Source organism: Marinobacter sp. UBA5687 (assembly GCF_002420325.1).
GTDB lineage: Bacteria > Pseudomonadota > Gammaproteobacteria > Pseudomonadales > Oleiphilaceae > Marinobacter > Marinobacter nauticus.
Genome location: NZ_DIHV01000054.1, coordinates 20145 through 38550, shown reverse-complemented (window position 1 = coordinate 38550; position 18406 = coordinate 20145). Strand labels below are relative to the sequence as shown.

The following is an 18406-nucleotide window of genomic DNA, read 5'->3' as shown; positions in this document are numbered from 1 at the left end:
GTTGCCTCTGTACGAGGGCTACGGCCTGTCCGAATGTGGCTCGGTGGTGGCGCTGAACGTGCCCGGAGCGGAACGTGAAGGCTCGGTGGGCCTCCCCCTGGGGCATGTTCAGGTAAAGGTGGATAACGAGCACCGGATTCTGGTCCGGGGCAATACCCATCTGGGATATCTCGGTGATGAGCCGCAAGCCGATGACTGGCTCGACACCGGCGATCTGGGCGACCAGGACACAGAGGGCTTTCTGACCGTCAACGGTCGGGCCAAGAACCTGTTGATTACCAGCTTTGGTCGGAACATCAGCCCGGAATGGCTGGAAAGTGAACTGGTCCAGGCATTGGGGGCTGCTCAGGCCGTGGTATTTGGCGATGGTGAGCCGCAACCCGGTGCGTTGGTGGTGATCACCGATAACCGAAGCCCTGACGATATACGTGCGGCCCTGACGTTGCTGAATGCCGGATTGCCGGATTATGCCCGCTTGCAGGCCGTGTACCTGCGCCGGCAACGGCTGACCCAGGCCGAGGGCCACATCACGGCCAACGGTCGCCCGGTGCGGCACCAGATTCAGGCGGACCTGCCCAGGCTCATGGCCGAATCCTTTCCCTTATTCATGAATCTCTCAGTGCCTGCGGGCACTTCTATCCAACAGACAACGCCAGGAGACTCCAACATGGCATTTTTTGACCGACTGCAATCCGAAACTGAACAGGCCCGGGCCCATGTCACCGGTGCCCCGGTGATTCAGGCTATCCGCGAGGGTCGCTTTGATCTTGAGGGTTACACCTGGTTCCTGATCCAGGCCTATCACCACGTGAAGCATACGGTGCCACTGATGATGGCCTGTGGTGGCCGGCTGCCCGAACGGCTGGAATTCGTGCGCAAGGCACTGGTGGAATACATTGAGGAAGAATACGGCCACCACGAGTGGATTCTCAACGACCTTGAAGCCTGCGGCGAAGACAAGGAAGCCATTCGTCATGGCCAGCCCGATACCTCCATCGAGTTGATGGTGGCCTACCTGTATGACCGCATCCAGCGGGGTAACCCGGCGGCGTTTTTTGGCATGGTTCAGGTGCTGGAGGGCACCTCCATTGAGCTGGCAACGCCCCTGGGTGAAGCCATCCAGAAACAGCTAGGCCTGCCCAATCAGGCGTTCAGTTATCTGTACTCTCACGGCGCCCTGGATCAGGACCACTTCGAGTTCTTCCGCAACCTGATGAACGACATCACCGATCCGGAGGACCAGCAGGCCATCATTGAGGCCGCGCGCATGGTGTATCGCCTGTACGGCGATATGCTGCACAGCATTCCGCTGCGGGCCCATGGCAAGGAGCAACGTCATGAGGCTGCATGACCGTACCTTCCTGCTGCTGGGTGGCACCGGTGGCATTGGCCAGGCCCTGATCGGGCCGCTGGTGGAATGCGGAGCCCGGGTGATCGTTGCGACCCGACATCCGGAGCGGCTGGAAAAGCGCGCCGGCGTTTCTCCGGTACACCTGGAGCTGGCCAGCCCGGAGCTGGATCAACAGCTTCAACAGTTGAGTGAGGTGTATCCCGATATTGATGGTGTGATTCATTGCGCCGGCCAGAACCGGTTTGCGGCGCTGGATGCCATGGCCGTCGGCGACCTGGATGCACAGCTTATGGTCAATCTGCGTTCCGCCATGCTGGTGGCCCGGCATTTTGTGCCTCGTTTCCGTAAAGCCGGCGTGGGCGCCCTGGTGTTGGTGGGGTCCACCTTCGGCAGCATCGGGTTTCCCGGCTACACCGCCTATTGCGCCAGCAAGTTCGGCCTGCGCGGCTTCAGCGAAGCCCTGCGCCGGGAGCTGGCGGACACCCCGGTGCAGGTGGTGTACGTAGCGCCCAGAGCCACGGCCACGGCCATGAACCCGGCGCCGGTGAACGAGCTGAACCGTGCCCTGGGCAATGCCATGGACGCACCGGACGCTGTCGCAGCCCAGATTCTTCAGGCGATGAAAAAAGATGAACGTCGGCGGTTTCTCGGCTGGCCGGAAAAACTGTTTGTGGTGATCAACGGCATCCTGCCGAAGCTTGTGGATAAAGCGATGTTAAAACAGCTGCCGGTGATCCGGCGCTTTCTGGATTCAGGAGTGGTGTCATGAAGTGGATCGTAATGATGTTGGCGGGGGTCATGGCCATGCCCCTGTGGGCTCAGGACATGCAGGCGGAACTGGCCCAAATCCAGCAACGCTGGGCTCAGATCCAGTATCAGTTGCCCGAAGATGATAAGGAAAAGGCATTTGAGGCACTGGCCAAAGAGGCCGAGACCTTTGTCGCTGATTATCCGGGCCGTGCCGAACCGCTGATCTGGCAGGGTATTGTGCTCAGCACCTACGCAGGTGCCAAAGGCGGCCTGGGTGCGCTGGGGCTGGTGAAAGAGGCCCGCGCCTCCCTGGAAGCGGCCCTGAAGATCGCTCCGGAGGCGCTGGATGGCTCAGCCTATACCTCGCTGGGTAGCCTGTATTATCAGGTGCCGGGCTGGCCGCTGGGGTTCGGGGATGATGAGATGGCCCGGAAGTACCTGCAGAAATCGCTGGCAATCAACCCGGACGGTATTGATGCCAATTACTTCTTTGGAGATTTTCTGGCGGAGCAGGATGAGCCGCAACGGGCCCGGGTCTATCTTGAAAAAGTATTAGCGGCCCCGTCGAGACCTGGTCGTGAGGTTGCCGATGCCGGTCGTCGGGCAGAAGCCGAGTTACTCCTTGAGGATTTGAATTAGAGAACTCGCGGGTACTATAGCCTTGCACTACACTTTTTATGTGAGGTTATGAGGAACCCAAACAATGAAGGGAACACCGAAGTCAGCGCCTGCTCAGACGGAGATGCAAGCACTCTCGGAGAGTTTTTTCCGAAAACTGGCATCAAGTGTTCCCGGCATTCTGTTCACCTACCAATTGAGTGCCGACCGGCGCCACCACGCTTTTCCCTATATTAGTGATCGGGTCCGAGACGTGTTCGGCATTGAACCGGTTCGTTTACACGGCGATGCGGATCCAATGTTTGCATTAATTGCACCGGACGATCTCGATGGTATTAGAGAATCGATTTTGCTGTCTGCGAATACCATGTCGCCTTGGTGTTACCGGGCCAGAGTCAGGGGAAAAGACGGAGAAGTTCAGTGGTACGAAGCCACTTCCATGCCAGAAGAACAGCCGGATGGAAGCACTATCTGGTACGGGCAATTTATCAATATAGAGCACTACAAAGCGCTTGAACGCAGTCTCAGAATGAGTGAAGAAGAGGCCTCATATCAGGCGCGATTCCAGAAAATGATCGCAGCCTTGTCTGCGCATTTTATTCATTTGGGCTTTGGCACGATTGATGAGTGCATTGACGATCTTTTAAAAGCTATAGGACGTTTCTTTGAGGTTGATCGAGCCTATGTATATGCCTTTTCCAAAGATTACGCCCAAATGACCAACACGCATGAGTGGACTAGGGCTGGAGTGCCGTCTTTGATGGCTGAACAGCAAGAGGTCGATATCTCAGGCTTTACCTGGTGGCAGGGTCAGATCCATCGAATGATTGACCAGGATAAAGTGGTTTTTGTTGAAGACGTAAACGCACTTCCGGTTGATGCGACTGAAGAGAAATTGCTTCTTCAGTCTCAGGGTGTGAAGTCCATGATTTGTGCCCCAATTCTTGTGCGAGGTGAAGTCATGGGATTCTTTGGAGTTGATTCACTCAGTTTAAGACCTTGGCGCCGAGATCAGTCTGATCTGATGATTATCGTATCTGGCCTGCTTTCCGGAGCTTTGGAGAGAAATCGATTGGAAGAGGATCTGGTCAGCCGTTCAATTCGTGACCCACTTACAGGTCTATACAACAGGCGATACCTGCTACCGCGCATGGAAGAAATGTTGGCGGTCTGTAATCGTTATGGCGAAAAATTTTGTGTAGCCATATTTGATATTGACCACTTCAAGCGCATAAATGACGGATTTGGACATCTTGTTGGCGACAAGATTTTAAAGCGGTTTTCGTTACTATTGACGCAATACAGCCGGACTACAGACGTTGTGTCGCGCTATGGTGGCGAAGAATTTATTGTGGTTTTTTCGGGAGTTAACCAACAGGATGTTGTCCCGCTGATTGGCCGGATTTTTCAATCCGTGCGGGAGGAACAATTTGAGTGTGACGGACAATTGCTACGAATTACCGTTAGCGCGGGCGCGGTGTGTGTTTCGGAACTGACAGCTCAGCCTGCGACTCCGGAGGCATTGATTGCCATCGCAGATCATCGTCTTTACGAAGCGAAGGCGGGCGGGCGGAATTGTCTGTTCGATGGATTTGGGTTATCGCACATATAAGAAAACAGCATTTCACCTTATATATCGTTTCAGTATATCCTTAGATCAAATTAAAGAACTGGCGACTTCAGAGGTGAATACCATGACCCAGCCCATCGTTCAGCATTTTTTCGACGAACCCACTAACACCTTCAGTTATGTCGTGCGCGATCCCGACAGCCAGGCCTGTGCGATTCTGGATTCGGTGCTGGATTTCGATTATGCCGCTGGCCGCACTGATGTGCGCTCGGCCGACGAGATTGTTCAGTACATCCAGGCGAACGATCTGACCGTGGAATGGATTCTGGAAACCCACGTACATGCGGATCACCTGTCAGCAGCTCCCTACCTGCATGAAAAGCTCGGAGGCAAAACCGGTATCGGGGCAAACATCATTCAGGTACAGGACATTTTCGGCAAGGCCTTTAACGCAGGTACCGAGTTTGCCCGCGATGGCAGTCAGTTTGACCGGCTCTTTGAGGAAGGCGACACCTTTGCGATCGGCAGCCTCGAAGGCCGTGTGCTACATACACCCGGCCATACACCGGCCTGCCTCACCTATGTGATTGGCGACGCCGCCTTTGTGGGCGATACCCTGTTTATGCCGGATTACGGCACGGCCCGCTGTGATTTCCCGGGCGGTGATGCCCGGGTTCTCTACCAGTCTATCCAGAAAGTTCTGGCGTTGCCGCCGGAGACTCGCATTTTCCTGTGCCATGATTACAAGGCTCCCGACCGTGATGAATACCAGCACATGACCACCGTGGCGGAGCAGCGTCAGGCTAATGTGCACGTGCACGATGGTGTGTCGGAAGAGGAGTTTGTGAAGATGCGCACCGAGCGGGATGCAACGCTGGATATGCCGAGGCTGATCCTGCCCTCGGTGCAGGTGAACATGCGGGCGGGCCATATGCCGCCTGCAGAAGACAACGGCCAGGTGTACCTGAAGGTACCGGTCAACCTGTTCTGAGCCGCGCATGAATCTGAAACGCTATCTGCCCATTCTGCAATGGGCGCCATCCTACGGTCGTGACCAGGCCACCAGTGATCTGGTGGCTGCGGTGATTGTCACCGTTATGCTGATTCCACAGTCTCTGGCCTACGCTCTGCTGGCGGGCCTCCCGGCGCAGGTCGGGTTGTACGCCAGCATCCTGCCACTGGTGATCTATGCGGTATTCGGAACCAGTCGCACCCTCTCTGTTGGCCCGGTGGCGGTGGCCTCGCTGATGACGGCGGCTGCTCTGGCGCCACTGGCCGAGGCGGGCACTGCTGAGTATCTGGCCGGAGCTATTTTGCTGGCGGTGATGTCTGGCCTGATGCTCACCCTGATGGGGGTGCTGCGGCTGGGCTTCCTGGCCAATTTCCTGAGCCATCCGGTGATATCCGGGTTTATTACCGCCTCGGGCATTGTCATTGCCGCCAGCCAGCTCAAGCACCTGTTCGGTATCCAGGCCAATGGCCACAACTTGCTGGATATTGGTCACTCGTTACTGGTTTCCCTGGGCGATACCAACTTGCCCACGCTGTTGATCGGGGTCGGGGCCCTGCTGTTTCTGTTGTGGTCTCGCCGGTACCTTAAACCGGTACTGCATCGATTTGGCCTGGCTCCCCGGGCGGCCGATATCCTGACCAAGACCGCGCCCATTCTGGCGGTGCTGATCACGACTCTGGTTGCCTGGGTATTGCGGCTTGATGAGCAGGGCGTGCGACTGGTCGGTGAGGTACCGTCAGGATTGCCTGCCTTCACCATGCCCAGTCTGGATCTTGGCCTGTGGTCCCAACTGGCGGTCAGCGCCTTGCTGATCAGTGTGGTGGGTTTCGTGGAATCGGTTTCCGTGGGTCAGACCCTGGCGGCCAAACGGCGCCAGCGCATTGACCCGGACCAGGAGCTGATTGGTCTGGGGACCGCCAACCTGGGGTCCGGCCTGTCGGGCGGTATGCCGGTTATCGGTGGCTTTTCCCGTTCGGTGGTGAACTTCGATGCCGGCGCAGAAACACCGGCCGCCGGTGCCTACACGGCGGTGGGCATTGCCCTGGCGACCCTGTTCCTCACGCCGGCGATAGCCTGGCTGCCCCAGGCGACGCTGGCGGCGACCATTATTGTGGCGGTGATCACCCTGATTGATCTGCCGGCACTGGGCCGCACCTTCCGCTATTCCCGTACCGATTTCGGGGCCATGCTGGCGACCATCCTGCTCACGCTCGCTCACAGTGTCGAGGCCGGTATCATTGCCGGGGTGGCGTTATCGATCGGTCTGTTCCTGTACCGCACCAGTCGCCCCCACAGTGCGGTGGTGGGCCGGGTGCCGGGCACCGAGCATTTCCGCAACGTGTTGCGCCATGAGGTGGAACTTTGCCCCAAGGTTACCTTCCTGCGGGTGGATGAAAGCCTGTATTTCGCCAATGCCCGTTTCCTTGAAGAAACCGTGATGGATCTGGTTACCCGGGAGCCGGAGCTGACCGATCTGGTGCTGGTGTGCCCGGCGGTGAACCTGATTGATGCCTCAGCCCTGGAAAGCCTGGAAGCGATTAACGAACGGCTGCGCGACGCCGGGGTGCGTCTGCATTTCTCGGAAATCAAGGGCCCGGTCATGGACCGGCTCAAAGGCACGGAGTTGCTGGAACACCTGGGCGGACGCATTTTCCTGAGCACTTATGAAGCCTGGCAAGCGCTCACGGACCGGGCGGCGTTGGCGGCTTGACCTGAACGGTGTGATCCCATTGACGGTGTATGGGGTATGTGTAGACACTGCCCCCTATTTCCAATCGCACCCGCACCGGTAAAACGCCATGGGAATGACCGACAACCTGCTCTCCACCAGTCAATGGCTGATCACCGCCGTGTTGTTTGCGGTGATCCTGTTGAAAGCGGTGCGTTCTGTCGACTGGTCCGCCTTGCGCAAGGATAACGCCCTGCAGCATTCGTTTTTTGGTGCTGCGGTGATTCTGGGTTTTGTCTGGCAGTTACGGGCAGGTATTTCACCAGGATTGGCGATTCACATCTTTGGCATCACGGTGATTACCCTGATGCTGGGTTGGGCTCTGGCCGTGCTGGCGGGCCTGCTGGCCCTGGTGATCACCGTCATCACCGGGCGCGAGCCGCTACTGATGTTTGCCGCTAACGGCCTGATTACGGTGATGGTGCCAGCCCTGCTCAGCCATGGCATCATGTTGTGGGAACGGCGGCGCAATTTCCGTAACTTCTTCGCTTACATCTTCTTCTGTGGTTTTTTTGGAGCCGGTCTGTCGGTTGCCGCGGCGGGCATGGTGATGTGCCTGATGCTATGGAGCAGCGGTACCTACAGTTTTGATGAACTGGTGCATGAGTATCTGAGGTATCTGCCGCTGTTCATGATTCCGGAGGGTTTCATCAACGGCACCTTTGTCACTGGCCTGATGGTATTCCATCCGGACCGGCTCAGTACGCTGGATCAGAGCCGCTACCGGTAAGCGTGCTGTTCAGATGCCCTCGCCCTGTTCGGAAGCCGCCTGCAGTTGCTGGATTTCCTTTCTGGATTCGACCTGACGGCGCCAGTTTTGCAGCCACTCCAGTACCTCTCCGGATGGCATCGGGCGGGCGATGCCGTAGCCCTGAACCAGATTGCAGCCCATGTCCCGCAATGCGGCGGCATGATCCATGGTCTCCACGCCTTCCGCCAGCACAGGATGGTCAAAGCGCTGAGCCAGGAAGATCACGCTTTCAACGATAGCGCGGTCATTGGCGTCGGTGAGCATGTTGCGGACAAAGCTCTGATCAATCTTGATGACATCCACCGGCAGGGTGCGCAGGTAGGTTAGCGATGAAAACCCGGTGCCAAAGTCATCCAGTGCCACCTGCAGGCCCAGAGACTGGCAGCGCGCCAGCACATTGCTGGCGCGCTTGGTGTCCTCCAGCGCCGTGGATTCCAGCACTTCCAGAGTGATTTGCCCGGGGCTCACTTCCGGATGGCTTTGCAGATAGCCTTCCAGGTAGTCCGCAAACTTCCGGTCCATCAGGTGGGGCGCGCTGATATTGATGCTGACTCCCAGAGCTTCGCCGGCTTCCCGCCATCGGTTCATCTGGTGAATCGCTTCTTTCAGCACCCATTGGCCCAGGGGGATCTCCAGGTGACTGTTGGCCACCGCCGGCAGAAAGGCATCGGGGGTAATCAGTCCTTTTTCGGGGTGGTTCCAGCGAATCAGGGCCTCAAAGGCAATCACCTGACAGTCGGCCATGCGCAGTTGTGGCTGGAAGTAGAGTTCGAATTCCTCGTTCTCCAGGGCTCGGGAAATCTCCATCAGCAGGTTCCGACGTTCCTTGCGGAAGGCATATTGGCCTGGATCAAAAATATAAAACTGGTTGCGGCCTTTCTCTTTGGCAGCATACATGGCCTGGTCGGCATGGCGGATCAGGCCTTCGGCGTCGGTATCATCCTCCGGGTACAGGGTGACGCCGAGGCTGGCGGTCAGATTTACCGCTTTACCCGCCATGTCGAAAGGCTCACTGACCGAGCTCAGGATACGCTGATACAGCGGCTCGGAATGATCGCTCTGAATCAGCAGAACAAATTCATCGCCGCCGATTCGGGCGACGGTATCTCCGCTGCGGAGACTTCGGGTGAGCCGTTCCGCCACCATGCGGAGGGCCTCGTCGCCGAAATCGTGGCCGAGTTCATCGTTGATACCCTTGAATCCGTCCAGGTCAAGATAGCAGATGGCGAGTGAGCGTTTCTGCCGGTCCGCGTGCGCCCTGGCGGATCGCAACCGCTCTTCCAGAAGCTGGCGGTTGGGCAGGCCGGTGAGGTCGTCGTAATTCGCGGCCCGGTCGAGCTCTTTGGCGTGATTCTTCAGGGCAGTGATATCGGAGAACGCCGCCACATAATAATGTTTGCCGGGTTCTTCCAGGTGCACCCGGCTGATGGATAGCAGTTCCACATATTCCTCACCGTTTTTGCGGCGATTCCACACCTCTCCGCGCCAGTGATCGGTTTTTTCGATGGACTGCCACATGGAACGGTAGTATTCCCGGGAATGGCGGCCAGAGCTCAGAATGGAAGGGTTGAGGCCGAGTACTTCCTGACGGCTGTAGCCGGTAATCCGGGAAAACGCTGGGTTTACATCGATAATGTGGTTGAGGTGATCGGTGATGACAATCGCCTCGTGGCTGCGATCAAAGACGCTGGCAGCGATGCGCAGGCCGCGTTCGCTGTTTTTCCGGTCGGAGATGTTGGTCTGGATTACCACAAAGCCGGGTTCAATGCCTTCCTCTCCATCGACGGGTGTGCAGTAGGTGTGTACCCAGTAAGGTTCGCCGTTGGCGGTGTAGTGCAGGATGTCTTCTTCAGACGCCTCGCCCCGGAACAGGTGGCGATGTATCCGGCTGACGGTCTCCAGATCCGTATCCGGGCCAGCCAGAACCTGATTCGGCAGTTTCCCGCGCACCGAATTCAACGAGTAGCCAGTGTGCTTCTCAAACGCCTGATTGACCCACTCGATGCAGCCACCGGCGTCCAGAATCAGTGCCATGTTGCGGGTGGCGGTGGCCACCAGCGCCAGTCGTTTCGGGTCGATATCCGTGGCAGGCTGAGGGGTATCCGGGGTGTTGGGCATAGATCAGGTGTTCCGGTTATCGGTGGCTTTCGGCTTCCTCCTCTCCATGTGAGAACTGTTTGCGAGTATAGCAATGATTGGCTACCCGCAACCTCCGTATTTGCCGTGTGCCTGTTATCCGTTTATTGCAAAGGGAGGTTGCCGGGGATGCTACCGCATCCGGGATTGGAAGGCATTCGACCTTGGTTTCAGGAAGTTGACGATCGTCAATTCGAAGTGAGATTTTTACCGTTTCAGGACAGCTAGGAGATTCACTGTCGCCAGCGGGAATGCTTCTGGAGTTTTCGTTGCAGAGTTCGGCGGTGCATGTTCAGAGCCCTGGCCGTTGCGGATATATTGCCCTCGTGTTCATTCAGCACCCGCTGGATATGTTCCCACTCCATTTCCTCCACCGAGGGCGGTTCCTGGCGCAGTGCGGGGCCGCCCTCAAGGGGTTCAAAGCCCTGTATCAGCTGGCTGACGGTGACCGGTTTGCACAGATAGTTTGCGGCGCCACGGCGCATGGCCTCCACCGCCGTGGCGATACTGCCGTAGCCGGTCAGTACCAGTACCTCCAGATTGTCATCGTGTTGCAGCAGCTCTGGCAGTAATTGCAGGCCGCTCTCACCCGCCAGATTCAGGTCCAGCACGCAGCGGTTAAAGTGCTTCTCGCCAAGGGCCCGGAGCGCATCCGCCCGGTTACTGGCCGTCGCGCTCTCCACGCCCTGTCGTGCAAGAGAGCGACTTAGTACCTGCAGAAAGCTCTCATCGTCATCAATCAGCAACCAGCATTCGCGGTCTGTCATGTTCAGATAACTCCCGTGGAAGGTGCGCCAGACATCGGAAGGTCGATCACCATGGTGGTGCCCTGGTCGCTCACCCGGGCACGAAGGTGGCCGCCCAGTCGCTGTATGGTGGCGTTGGACAGAAACAGCCCCACCCCCAGGCCGTTGCGGGAATCCACCACGTCTTCGCCCGGCGCACCGGCAAAGGCACTTTCCAGACCATCGCCGTGGTCTTCGACGATGATCTCGACCCGTGCATTGTCGGCCCTCTGGCAACTGACGGCGACCCATTGCGGGCTTGCGGTCAGGGCGTTGGCGAGAAGGTTCAGCACCGCCTGATCGAGGGTGGCATCTACCGCGACCGTTGCCTCAGGACACTCGTCTGCCCAGCGTATCGGCCCGGCGGGCCAGAGCAATGTTGCAGACTCCCGAAGCCGTTTGAGCCAGGCGGATACCGGCAGGTTTTCCAGTTTTGCGTTGCGGGCTTCGATGGCGGCCTGGGTCAGCTGTTGCAGGTGCCCGCTGCATAGTGCCAGCTGTTGCTGCATCATGCCCAGATCATCCTCCAGATGTTTGTCGCCCTGATCAGAGGTGGCAGAGCGAATTTCATCCAGCAATAACGTCATGGTGTTCAGGGGCGTTCCGAGACGATGGGCGACGGCCGCGGAGGAAAGGCCCAGAGAAATGATCTGTTCGTCGCGAAGCCGGTTTTCCCGGAACTGTCCAAGCTGGGACTGCTGTGCTCTCAGCTGGCGGGCCAGGGTGCCCACCACCAGCAGCAGAATGGCGGCGGTCAGGGCAAAGGTTACCCACATGCCCACCAGATGCAGCTGGGCCAGGTCGCCGCCGTGATGCTGATGTTCAATGGCGGGCGTATGCCAGAGCACCAGGGCGGTATACACCAGAACACCGGATACTGTCAGGACGATACTGTGGCGCCCAGGCACCAGGATGATGGCGACCGCGATCGGCAGCAGCAGGAGCGAGACCAGAGGGTTGGTGTAGCCTCCGGTAAGGTAAAGCCAGAACCCGATCAGTACCAGATCGGCTGCCAGGGTAAGGCTGACAAAAACCGCCGAGGCGGGCGGGCGCCGGCTGAACCATAACCATCCGAGCGTGGCCAGTACACCGTATAGCAGGCACAGCAGCAGCGCCTCGGCCCGATGAGCAAGGGTGATGGTGGTTTCGGCAACCGCAACGGCCACCAGCAAGGTGACAATGATGGCCAGCCGCATGCCCAGAAGGTAACGGGCGGCCTGGCGAAAACCGGTCTGTGAGTGTGTCAGCCATTCCATGGGGGCATTCTACCAGCGTGTAGCCGATGTCGGCGCGAAAAACCTCTGGCTATTGCTTCGGGTCAACCGGCCGGTAGCACACCAGTTCCTGGCGAACCACATCGCCGGCCAGCTGAATAGGCGACTGATTCATGACATACACCCTGATGGCGTGTTCAATGTCACTGGCGTTATCGGGCTGGGAGATTTCTCCGGGCAGATGGTCAGGCTGGTAATGGCACTGCCCGGATTCCGGAAACAGCGCCACATAGGCAATACCGGTTTCCACCAGATCCTGAAAGAAATGAGAGCCATAGGACAGATCCGGCACCATGTCGCCGGCGTTTTCGGATACCTCCACCAAAGCACTGACCCCGGCGATATCGGCAAACCTGACCGGTACGCCCAGTTCCGGGCTGCTGGTGCCCCAGCGGCCGGGGCCGATCAGCAGGGTGCTTTTGCTGGATTCCCGCACGATCTCGCCGACACGGCGGGCGACTTCGTAACGATGGTTGGTATTCAGACTGGCGTAAACAGCTGCATCTACACGGATGACCCGCTCGATCGCCAGATTGATGTTGCCGCCCATGAAATGGCCCTGGGTGCGGAAAATCTCCCGCTCTGCTGGCAGGTGTTCCGGCAGTGTGACTGGGCCGGTTTCGCCAATGGTGGCCAGTGGCCGGCACTGCACCAGGTTGAAGGCCGGTTCGCCGTGCTCATCCAGGTGCAGGGTGAACTCGACATCCACGGGATGCTGATAGCCGGCCTCCAGGGTCGATAACAAGGACGACAGCCGCTGAATAAACGAGCTGGCCTGAACCAGCGGCCGGAAGGTGAGCCGCCACACAGGCCCTGGCAGGCCAATCTGTTCCGCCCGAGCACTGGCGGCCCGGTCGATCTCGCCCATGTGCGCCATGGGCAGGTCGCTAACGGTTTCCAGTAACTGGCTCAGGGGCCGGGTTTCCAGATGGCCTTCCTGCAGGTCGAGCAGATCCACCAGATGCTGGGAGAACCGGTAGTGTTCGTCCGGATTGCGGAATGGTTGCCGGCCAGGATGGTCCAGCGCCATCACGCAGGCGTGGTCGCCTTCAATTCGATCCACGGCCCGGGTGCCCAACCCCATAACCAGGCGCACCATGCCCGCTTTCGGGTCCATGTTGCTGTCCCAGGCAAAGGTGTTTCTGGATACCCCAACGCCGGCCGCATCCGGCAGGTAGTAGCGGCCATGGAAACGGCCATTTACCCGCTGGATCAGCAGGGCCATGGGTTCCTCGCGCTGATCCAGGCCTCGTTGTTTACGGTACACCAGAGCGTCGTCGCTCATGGACGAGGCGTAGACCTGGCGGATGGCATCTTCCAGTTCCGCCAGTCGCTGTTCCGGTGCCCCCTGGTTGATCAGGAAGACGCTGTCGTATTTGCCGGCAAAGGCGTTGCCGAAACCATCCTCCTGCAGGCTGGATGAGCGCACCAGGATGGGATACTGGCCATAATGGTCAAGCAGGCGTTCCAGCTCCGAACGGACTTCCGCCGGGAATTGCCCGGTCAGGATGGCCTTGCGCAGGGCGGGTGCTTCACTGAGATAACCTTCTGGTGAGCGTTGTCGCATGATGGCCGGCCAGAGGCCGTTATGGACCAGAAAAGCATAGTAGGCGTCGGTGCCCAGGTAGCTGGAATCGTGGGGTTCCAGATTCGGCTGCCAGAGTTCCGGGGCATCTTTCAACAGAATGTTCCTGGCAATCAGCATACCTGTGGCCTTGCCACCAATATAACCGCTGCCAACCAGACGGCTGCGGATGGTGAGCAGATCTTCCAGAGTCAGGTAGCGCCGGGCCAGTTCGAGAATCTTGGGGTCGCGGCTGATCATCACCTGCAGAACCTGCTCCTGCAGATCGGACATGCAGGCCTGGTCCTGTTCATAGATGGCCCGGCTGACTTCCTGAAACAGTCTGTCCCAGTAATCCAGCAGGGGTTGGCGATGCAGGTGCTCGGATTCCAGCGAGGCCTGCAAGCGGGTGGCATCGCTGCTGTCGGTAATCGGCCAGAACTGGCCAGCCTGTTCCCGATGGGGCAGGAACATGGTCGGTGATTGCCGGCGCCAGGCCTTGATGGGATGAATCTGCACATCGTCGCCGTGGCGGTGTACATCAATCAGCACCTGGGTGGTCTGGCGAATCCGGTCCAGGGTCATCCGGGAGTGTCGGTCCGGGTGCAGGGTGAACCAGGCGACGGTATCCAGTTCGAACAGGAAGGGACACACTACCCGGAAAAAATTGCCCACCATGGCGTCGGTGGCCCAGGCATTGAGTAGCTCACTCAGGCTGTCGCACACGTAGAAGGCGCCGCGGCCATGTTGTTCGATCAGGTGCCAGACCCGGCTGGTAAAACTCTCGAAACCGCCGAGGGCATCAATGGTGATGGTGCGGACCGCAGGGTGCTGGTCAATGATCGGCGGATGCTCGCCGAAGCGGAGATAGATGATCTGCCGGCCGGCGTCGGCGGCAGCATCCAGAAAGGGAAGAACGAATCGGCGGTAATCGTCCAGATCGGAGACCCGCCAGACAACATTGTCGCCGATTCGCAGGCCATCCAGCACCTCATCCAGACCGGGCAGTCCGGTGGACACCCAGTCTGTGGTCTGCTGAGGCTGCTGGTGCGTCATGGCGTGATCAGATCACGCCCATGGCGGTCATAGCCTTGGCTACGCGAAGGAACCCGGTGATGTTCGCGCCCAGCACATAGTTACCCTGAGCGCCAAACTCTGCGGCGGTCTCGTAACAGTTCTTGTGGATATCGATCATGATTTCCTCAAGGCGCTTCTGGGTGTAATCGAAAGTCCAGGAATCGCGGCTGGCGTTCTGCTGCATTTCCAGGGCGGAAGTTGCAACACCACCGGCGTTAGCGGCCTTGCCCGGGCCGTAAGCAATCTTGGCGTCCTGGAAGATGATGATGCCTTCCGGCGTGGTCGGCATGTTGGCGCCTTCGGCAACTGCGATACAGCCGTTTTCCACCAGGGTCTTGGCATCGCTGCCGTTAAGTTCGTTCTGGGTGGCGCAAGGCAGGGCCACATCACACGGAACGCTCCAGATGTTGCCGTCTTCCACGTACCTGGCGTCTTTGTGGTATTCAGTGTAGGCGCTGATGCGGCGGCGCTCCACTTCCTTGATGCGCTTGACCGTCTGCAGGTCAATGCCCTTCTCATGCACGATCATGCCCTGGGAGTCGGAGCAGGCAATTACCTTGGCGCCCAGTTCGTGGCATTTTTCGATGGCATAGATGGCTACGTTGCCGGAGCCTGACACCACCACGGTCTTGCCTTCCAGGGAGTCACCACGAGCCTTGAGCATTTCGTGGGTGAAGAACACGGTGCCGTAACCGGTGGCCTCGGTACGGGCGCGACTGCCGCCCCAGTCCAGGCCTTTGCCGGTGAATACGCCGGATTCGTAGCGGTTGGTGATGCGCTTGTATTGGCCGAACAGGTAGCCGATCTCGCGGCCACCGACGCCGATGTCGCCGGCGGGAACGTCGGTGTACTCGCCCAGATGGCGGTACAGTTCGGTCATCAGGCTCTGGCAGAAACGCATGATTTCGTCGTCCGACTTGCCTTTCGGGTCGAAGTCGCTGCCGCCTTTACCACCGCCGATGGGCAGTCCGGTCAGGGCATTCTTGAAGATCTGTTCGAAGCCCAGGAACTTGATGATGCCGAGGTAAACAGATGGGTGAAAACGCATGCCACCTTTATAGGGGCCAAGGGCACTGTTGAACTCGACACGGAAGGCGCGGTTGATGTGGATCTCACCACTGTCGTCCTGCCAGGGCACACGGAAGATGATCTGGCGCTCGGGTTCGCAGATACGCTGGATGATTTTCTTGTCGGCGAATTCCGGGTATTTCACCAGTACGGGCCCCAGGGTTTCCAGCACTTCGTGAACCGCCTGGTGGAATTCTTTCTCACCCGGGTTGCGATGAAGAACGTCCTGGAAAATCGGTTCGAGCTTTTCGTCGAGTTTTGCAGTCATGGTGTCATGCCCTCGGAATACGCGTATTGAAAGCCGCAGGAAAATGCGAATGCCCAAAAAAAGGGCAGTGATTGCACCACAGCGGTGCGGTAGTTGGCAAGTAAATCTGCTGCAAAGCACCGCGTTCTACCCGACGGAGATACCCCCAAGGGGGTGCGGCATTGTGTCTCAAGCCAGTGAAAAAGAAGCGGCATACAATTCCGGCTAATTCACGAAACACCTGATCCAAACGCTCCAAGGACCCGCCACGCCATGATGAGAAAGACCCACCTGGCTCGCTGTATCAGCCTTGTGATGGCCGGCTGTGCTGTCGCCCCTCTTGCCCATGCCCAGTCTGAAACCGATGCCCTGATGTTGATCCGGGTGACCGAAGGTCAGTCGGCCGAAGCCGCCCGACTGTCGGCGGCGGCCGTTCAGACCGAGCCAGTACAGCGGTTGTCCTCGGATGCCGGGGTTTCGCTGTCGCGCATGGGTGGCCGTGGTCTGGACCCGGTGATCCGTGGCCAGAACGAAGAACGGGTTGAGGTGCTGCTTGACGGCATGCGGGTGGAGGGAGCGTGCCCGAGCCGGATGGATCCGCCCACCAGCCGTTTGAGCACAGCGCTGGCGCCGGTGCTGGAAGTGCGCACCAGCAACCGCACCCTGCGCTGGGGGCCGATTGCCGGCGGCCAGGTGGTTGCCACTACCGCCGCCCCGGAATTTGCTGATGACAACCGCACAACCGGCCACCTGACCGTCGGCGGTGCCGACAATGGCGAAGGCAAGCTGGTTAACGGCAGCGTGGCGGTCGGTGACAGGGAAACGTTTATCCGCCTCGCTGGCGGCTACGACGAAGCCAACGATTATGAAGATGGCGACGGTAACGACGTCCGCAGCGCCTATAAAAACTCTGAAGGCCGGGTGGATACCGCCTGGACCGCTGATAATGGCCTTTACATTAAAGGCCTCATCAGTCGCCAGGAAGAGCGGGACGTAAAGTTTCCCGGCCGGGGTATGGATGCACCGAAAACGGATACCGACCTGTACCGGCTGGAGCTGGGAGCGCCGGTCGCCAGCGGCGGCTGGAATCTGATGGCCTGGCAGGCAGATGTGGATCACGTGATGGATAACTTCAGCCTGCGTGAGCCGCCGGTAAATATGGGTATGCCCATGAAAATGCAGACCAACTCGGAAACCCGTACCCGGGGTGCCCGGCTGGTGCTGGATCAGACCATCAACTACACCAAAGACATTGCCGTTGGTGTGGATGTGGAAAGCAATGAATGGGACGCCACCATGTACAACGGTATGAATCTCGACCACGAGGCCTCTCTGATGTGGCCGGGCGTTGAGCGAGACCGGGTGGGAGTGTTTGTGGAAGCCTTCCACCAGATCCGCGCCAACGCCCGCCTCGGTGCCGGCATTCGTTATGACCGGGTGGAAATGGATGCCACCCGTGCCGATCAGACGTTTACCCCGATGGCCGGCGGTATGATGACGTTCTCCCCTGCCGGACTTTACGCCTCGGCCTATGGTGCAAGCGATACCGAAGCCAACGATGACAACGTGAGTGGCTTCCTGACCGGAGAATGGCGTGTTTCGCCGGTCCAGGCCCTTGAGGTTACGGCCAGCCACAGCGTGCGCTCCCCCAGCGTGAATGAGCGCTATGTTGCCCGTAAGACCATGATAAGCAGTTGGATCGGAAACCCGGATCTGGACACCGAAAAACACCATAAGCTGGAAATCAGCCTGCCCGGCAATCAGGGCGAGTGGAGCTGGCGCCCGGCTGTCTGGGTAGATCAGGTGGATGACTATGTCTACCGCTTTGACATCCGCAACCCCAACAACACCACGGACACCCGCTATGAAAATATCAGCGCCCGCCTGCTTGGTGTTGAGGGCATGCTGGGATGGAGCAACGGTACCTGGAGCAGCACCAGCAAGCTGGCTTCCGTGCGCGGCGAAAACCGGGATGCCGATAAGGCGCTGCCGCGGATTCCGCCTATCCAGTTTATCCAGACCCTGGGCTGGCATTATCAGGGCCATACTCTGGAGGCCGAATGGCAACTGGCCCGTCGCCAGGATCGGGTAGATCTTGAATCCGGACTGGACCCCAGTACTTCGCCAGGATACGGCGTATTCAACCTGTCCGGCACCCACCCGCTCATGGCCAATCTGAGCCTGACCTGGGCAGTGGATAACCTGTTCGACAATACCTGGGCGAACCATGTCAGTAAGGACAACCTGGCCGACAGTGGGGTGTTCCGGGTCAATGAGCCGGGGCGCACATTGCGCGCAGCGCTTACGGCCCGGTGGTAAAAACGATTATGGCGGTTACCCGCTTCTCATAGCCGGCGGGTGACATTGATACCCCGGGTGGAGGTCACTCCATCCGGGTTTTTTTTGTCGTTGATCAAACCCGGTTCGCAAGGACAGCAACTAGACTGAAGGGTGTCAGGGGTAATGCTACAATT

The 18406-nt window shown here is 58.7% G+C and carries 13 protein-coding genes; 8 read left to right on the top strand and 5 right to left on the bottom strand.

Going from position 1 to position 18406, the window contains the following annotated elements; all coding sequences use genetic code 11:
* From B3Y70_RS05845 to B3Y70_RS05815, 7 genes are all read left to right on the top strand, one after another.
* Window positions 1-1351, top strand: a 1351-nt coding sequence (locus B3Y70_RS05845) for an iron-containing redox enzyme family protein (protein ID WP_288589385.1), incomplete at its 5' end; no start/stop codon positions are given.
* The gene (locus B3Y70_RS05840; RefSeq protein WP_153739792.1) at window positions 1338-2120 is read left to right on the top strand and encodes an SDR family oxidoreductase; all 783 of its coding nucleotides are present in this window, start codon (window positions 1338-1340) and stop codon (window positions 2118-2120) included. The genes B3Y70_RS05845 and B3Y70_RS05840, both read left to right, overlap by 14 nt.
* Window positions 2117-2740 carry a tetratricopeptide repeat protein gene (locus tag B3Y70_RS05835; RefSeq protein WP_273030739.1) on the top strand — a complete coding sequence of 208 codons (624 nt, stop codon included), beginning with the start codon at window positions 2117-2119 and terminating at the stop codon, window positions 2738-2740. Before B3Y70_RS05840 ends, B3Y70_RS05835 begins: the two co-directional genes overlap by 4 nt.
* A 64-nt stretch (window positions 2741-2804) precedes the next feature.
* Window positions 2805-4331, top strand: a complete 1527-nt coding sequence (locus B3Y70_RS05830; protein WP_153739794.1) for a sensor domain-containing diguanylate cyclase — start codon at window positions 2805-2807, stop codon at window positions 4329-4331.
* A gap of 82 nt (window positions 4332-4413) precedes the next feature.
* A complete protein-coding gene (locus B3Y70_RS05825; RefSeq protein ID WP_153739795.1) occupies window positions 4414-5280 on the top strand; it encodes an MBL fold metallo-hydrolase in 867 nt (288 codons plus the stop codon).
* A 7-nt stretch (window positions 5281-5287) separates the two neighbouring features.
* The gene (locus tag B3Y70_RS05820; protein WP_288589376.1) at window positions 5288-7012 is read left to right on the top strand and encodes a SulP family inorganic anion transporter; all 1725 of its coding nucleotides are present in this window, start codon (window positions 5288-5290) and stop codon (window positions 7010-7012) included.
* Window positions 7013-7100: 88 nt separating this feature from the next.
* Entirely contained in the window at window positions 7101-7760 is a 660-nt protein-coding gene (locus B3Y70_RS05815; RefSeq protein WP_286896453.1) for an energy-coupling factor ABC transporter permease, read from the top strand.
* Window positions 7761-7769: 9 nt separating this feature from the next.
* On the opposite strand, the gene B3Y70_RS05810 is transcribed toward B3Y70_RS05815, so the two are convergent.
* The 5 genes from B3Y70_RS05810 to gdhA all read right to left on the bottom strand — a co-directional run bounded on the left by B3Y70_RS05810 (window position 7770) and on the right by gdhA (window position 15953).
* Window positions 7770-9899 carry a putative bifunctional diguanylate cyclase/phosphodiesterase gene (locus B3Y70_RS05810; protein ID WP_286896455.1) on the bottom strand — a complete coding sequence of 710 codons (2130 nt, stop codon included), beginning with the start codon at window positions 9897-9899 and terminating at the stop codon, window positions 7770-7772.
* Window positions 9900-10150: 251 nt separating this feature from the next.
* Window positions 10151-10684: a response regulator transcription factor gene (locus B3Y70_RS05805; protein WP_113879567.1), complete on the bottom strand. Its 534-nt coding sequence runs from the start codon at window positions 10682-10684 to the stop codon at window positions 10151-10153.
* 2 nt (window positions 10685-10686) lie between these two features.
* On the bottom strand, window positions 10687-11958 hold the full coding sequence (locus tag B3Y70_RS05800) for a sensor histidine kinase (protein WP_286896458.1): 1272 nt from the start codon (window positions 11956-11958) through the stop codon (window positions 10687-10689).
* A gap of 49 nt (window positions 11959-12007) precedes the next feature.
* On the bottom strand, window positions 12008-14596 hold the full coding sequence (locus B3Y70_RS05795; protein WP_273030728.1) for a PEP/pyruvate-binding domain-containing protein: 2589 nt from the start codon (window positions 14594-14596) through the stop codon (window positions 12008-12010).
* A 7-nt stretch (window positions 14597-14603) separates the two neighbouring features.
* Window positions 14604-15953 (bottom strand): NADP-specific glutamate dehydrogenase, encoded by a 1350-nt coding sequence (gdhA, locus tag B3Y70_RS05790; protein WP_273030726.1) that lies wholly within the window; start codon window positions 15951-15953, stop codon window positions 14604-14606.
* 252 nt (window positions 15954-16205) lie between these two features.
* Between gdhA and B3Y70_RS05785 the strand changes: the two genes are divergently transcribed.
* Window positions 16206-18251 (top strand): TonB-dependent receptor domain-containing protein, encoded by a 2046-nt coding sequence (locus B3Y70_RS05785; protein WP_273030725.1) that lies wholly within the window; start codon window positions 16206-16208, stop codon window positions 18249-18251.
* The last annotated feature ends 155 nt before the right edge of the window (window positions 18252-18406 follow it).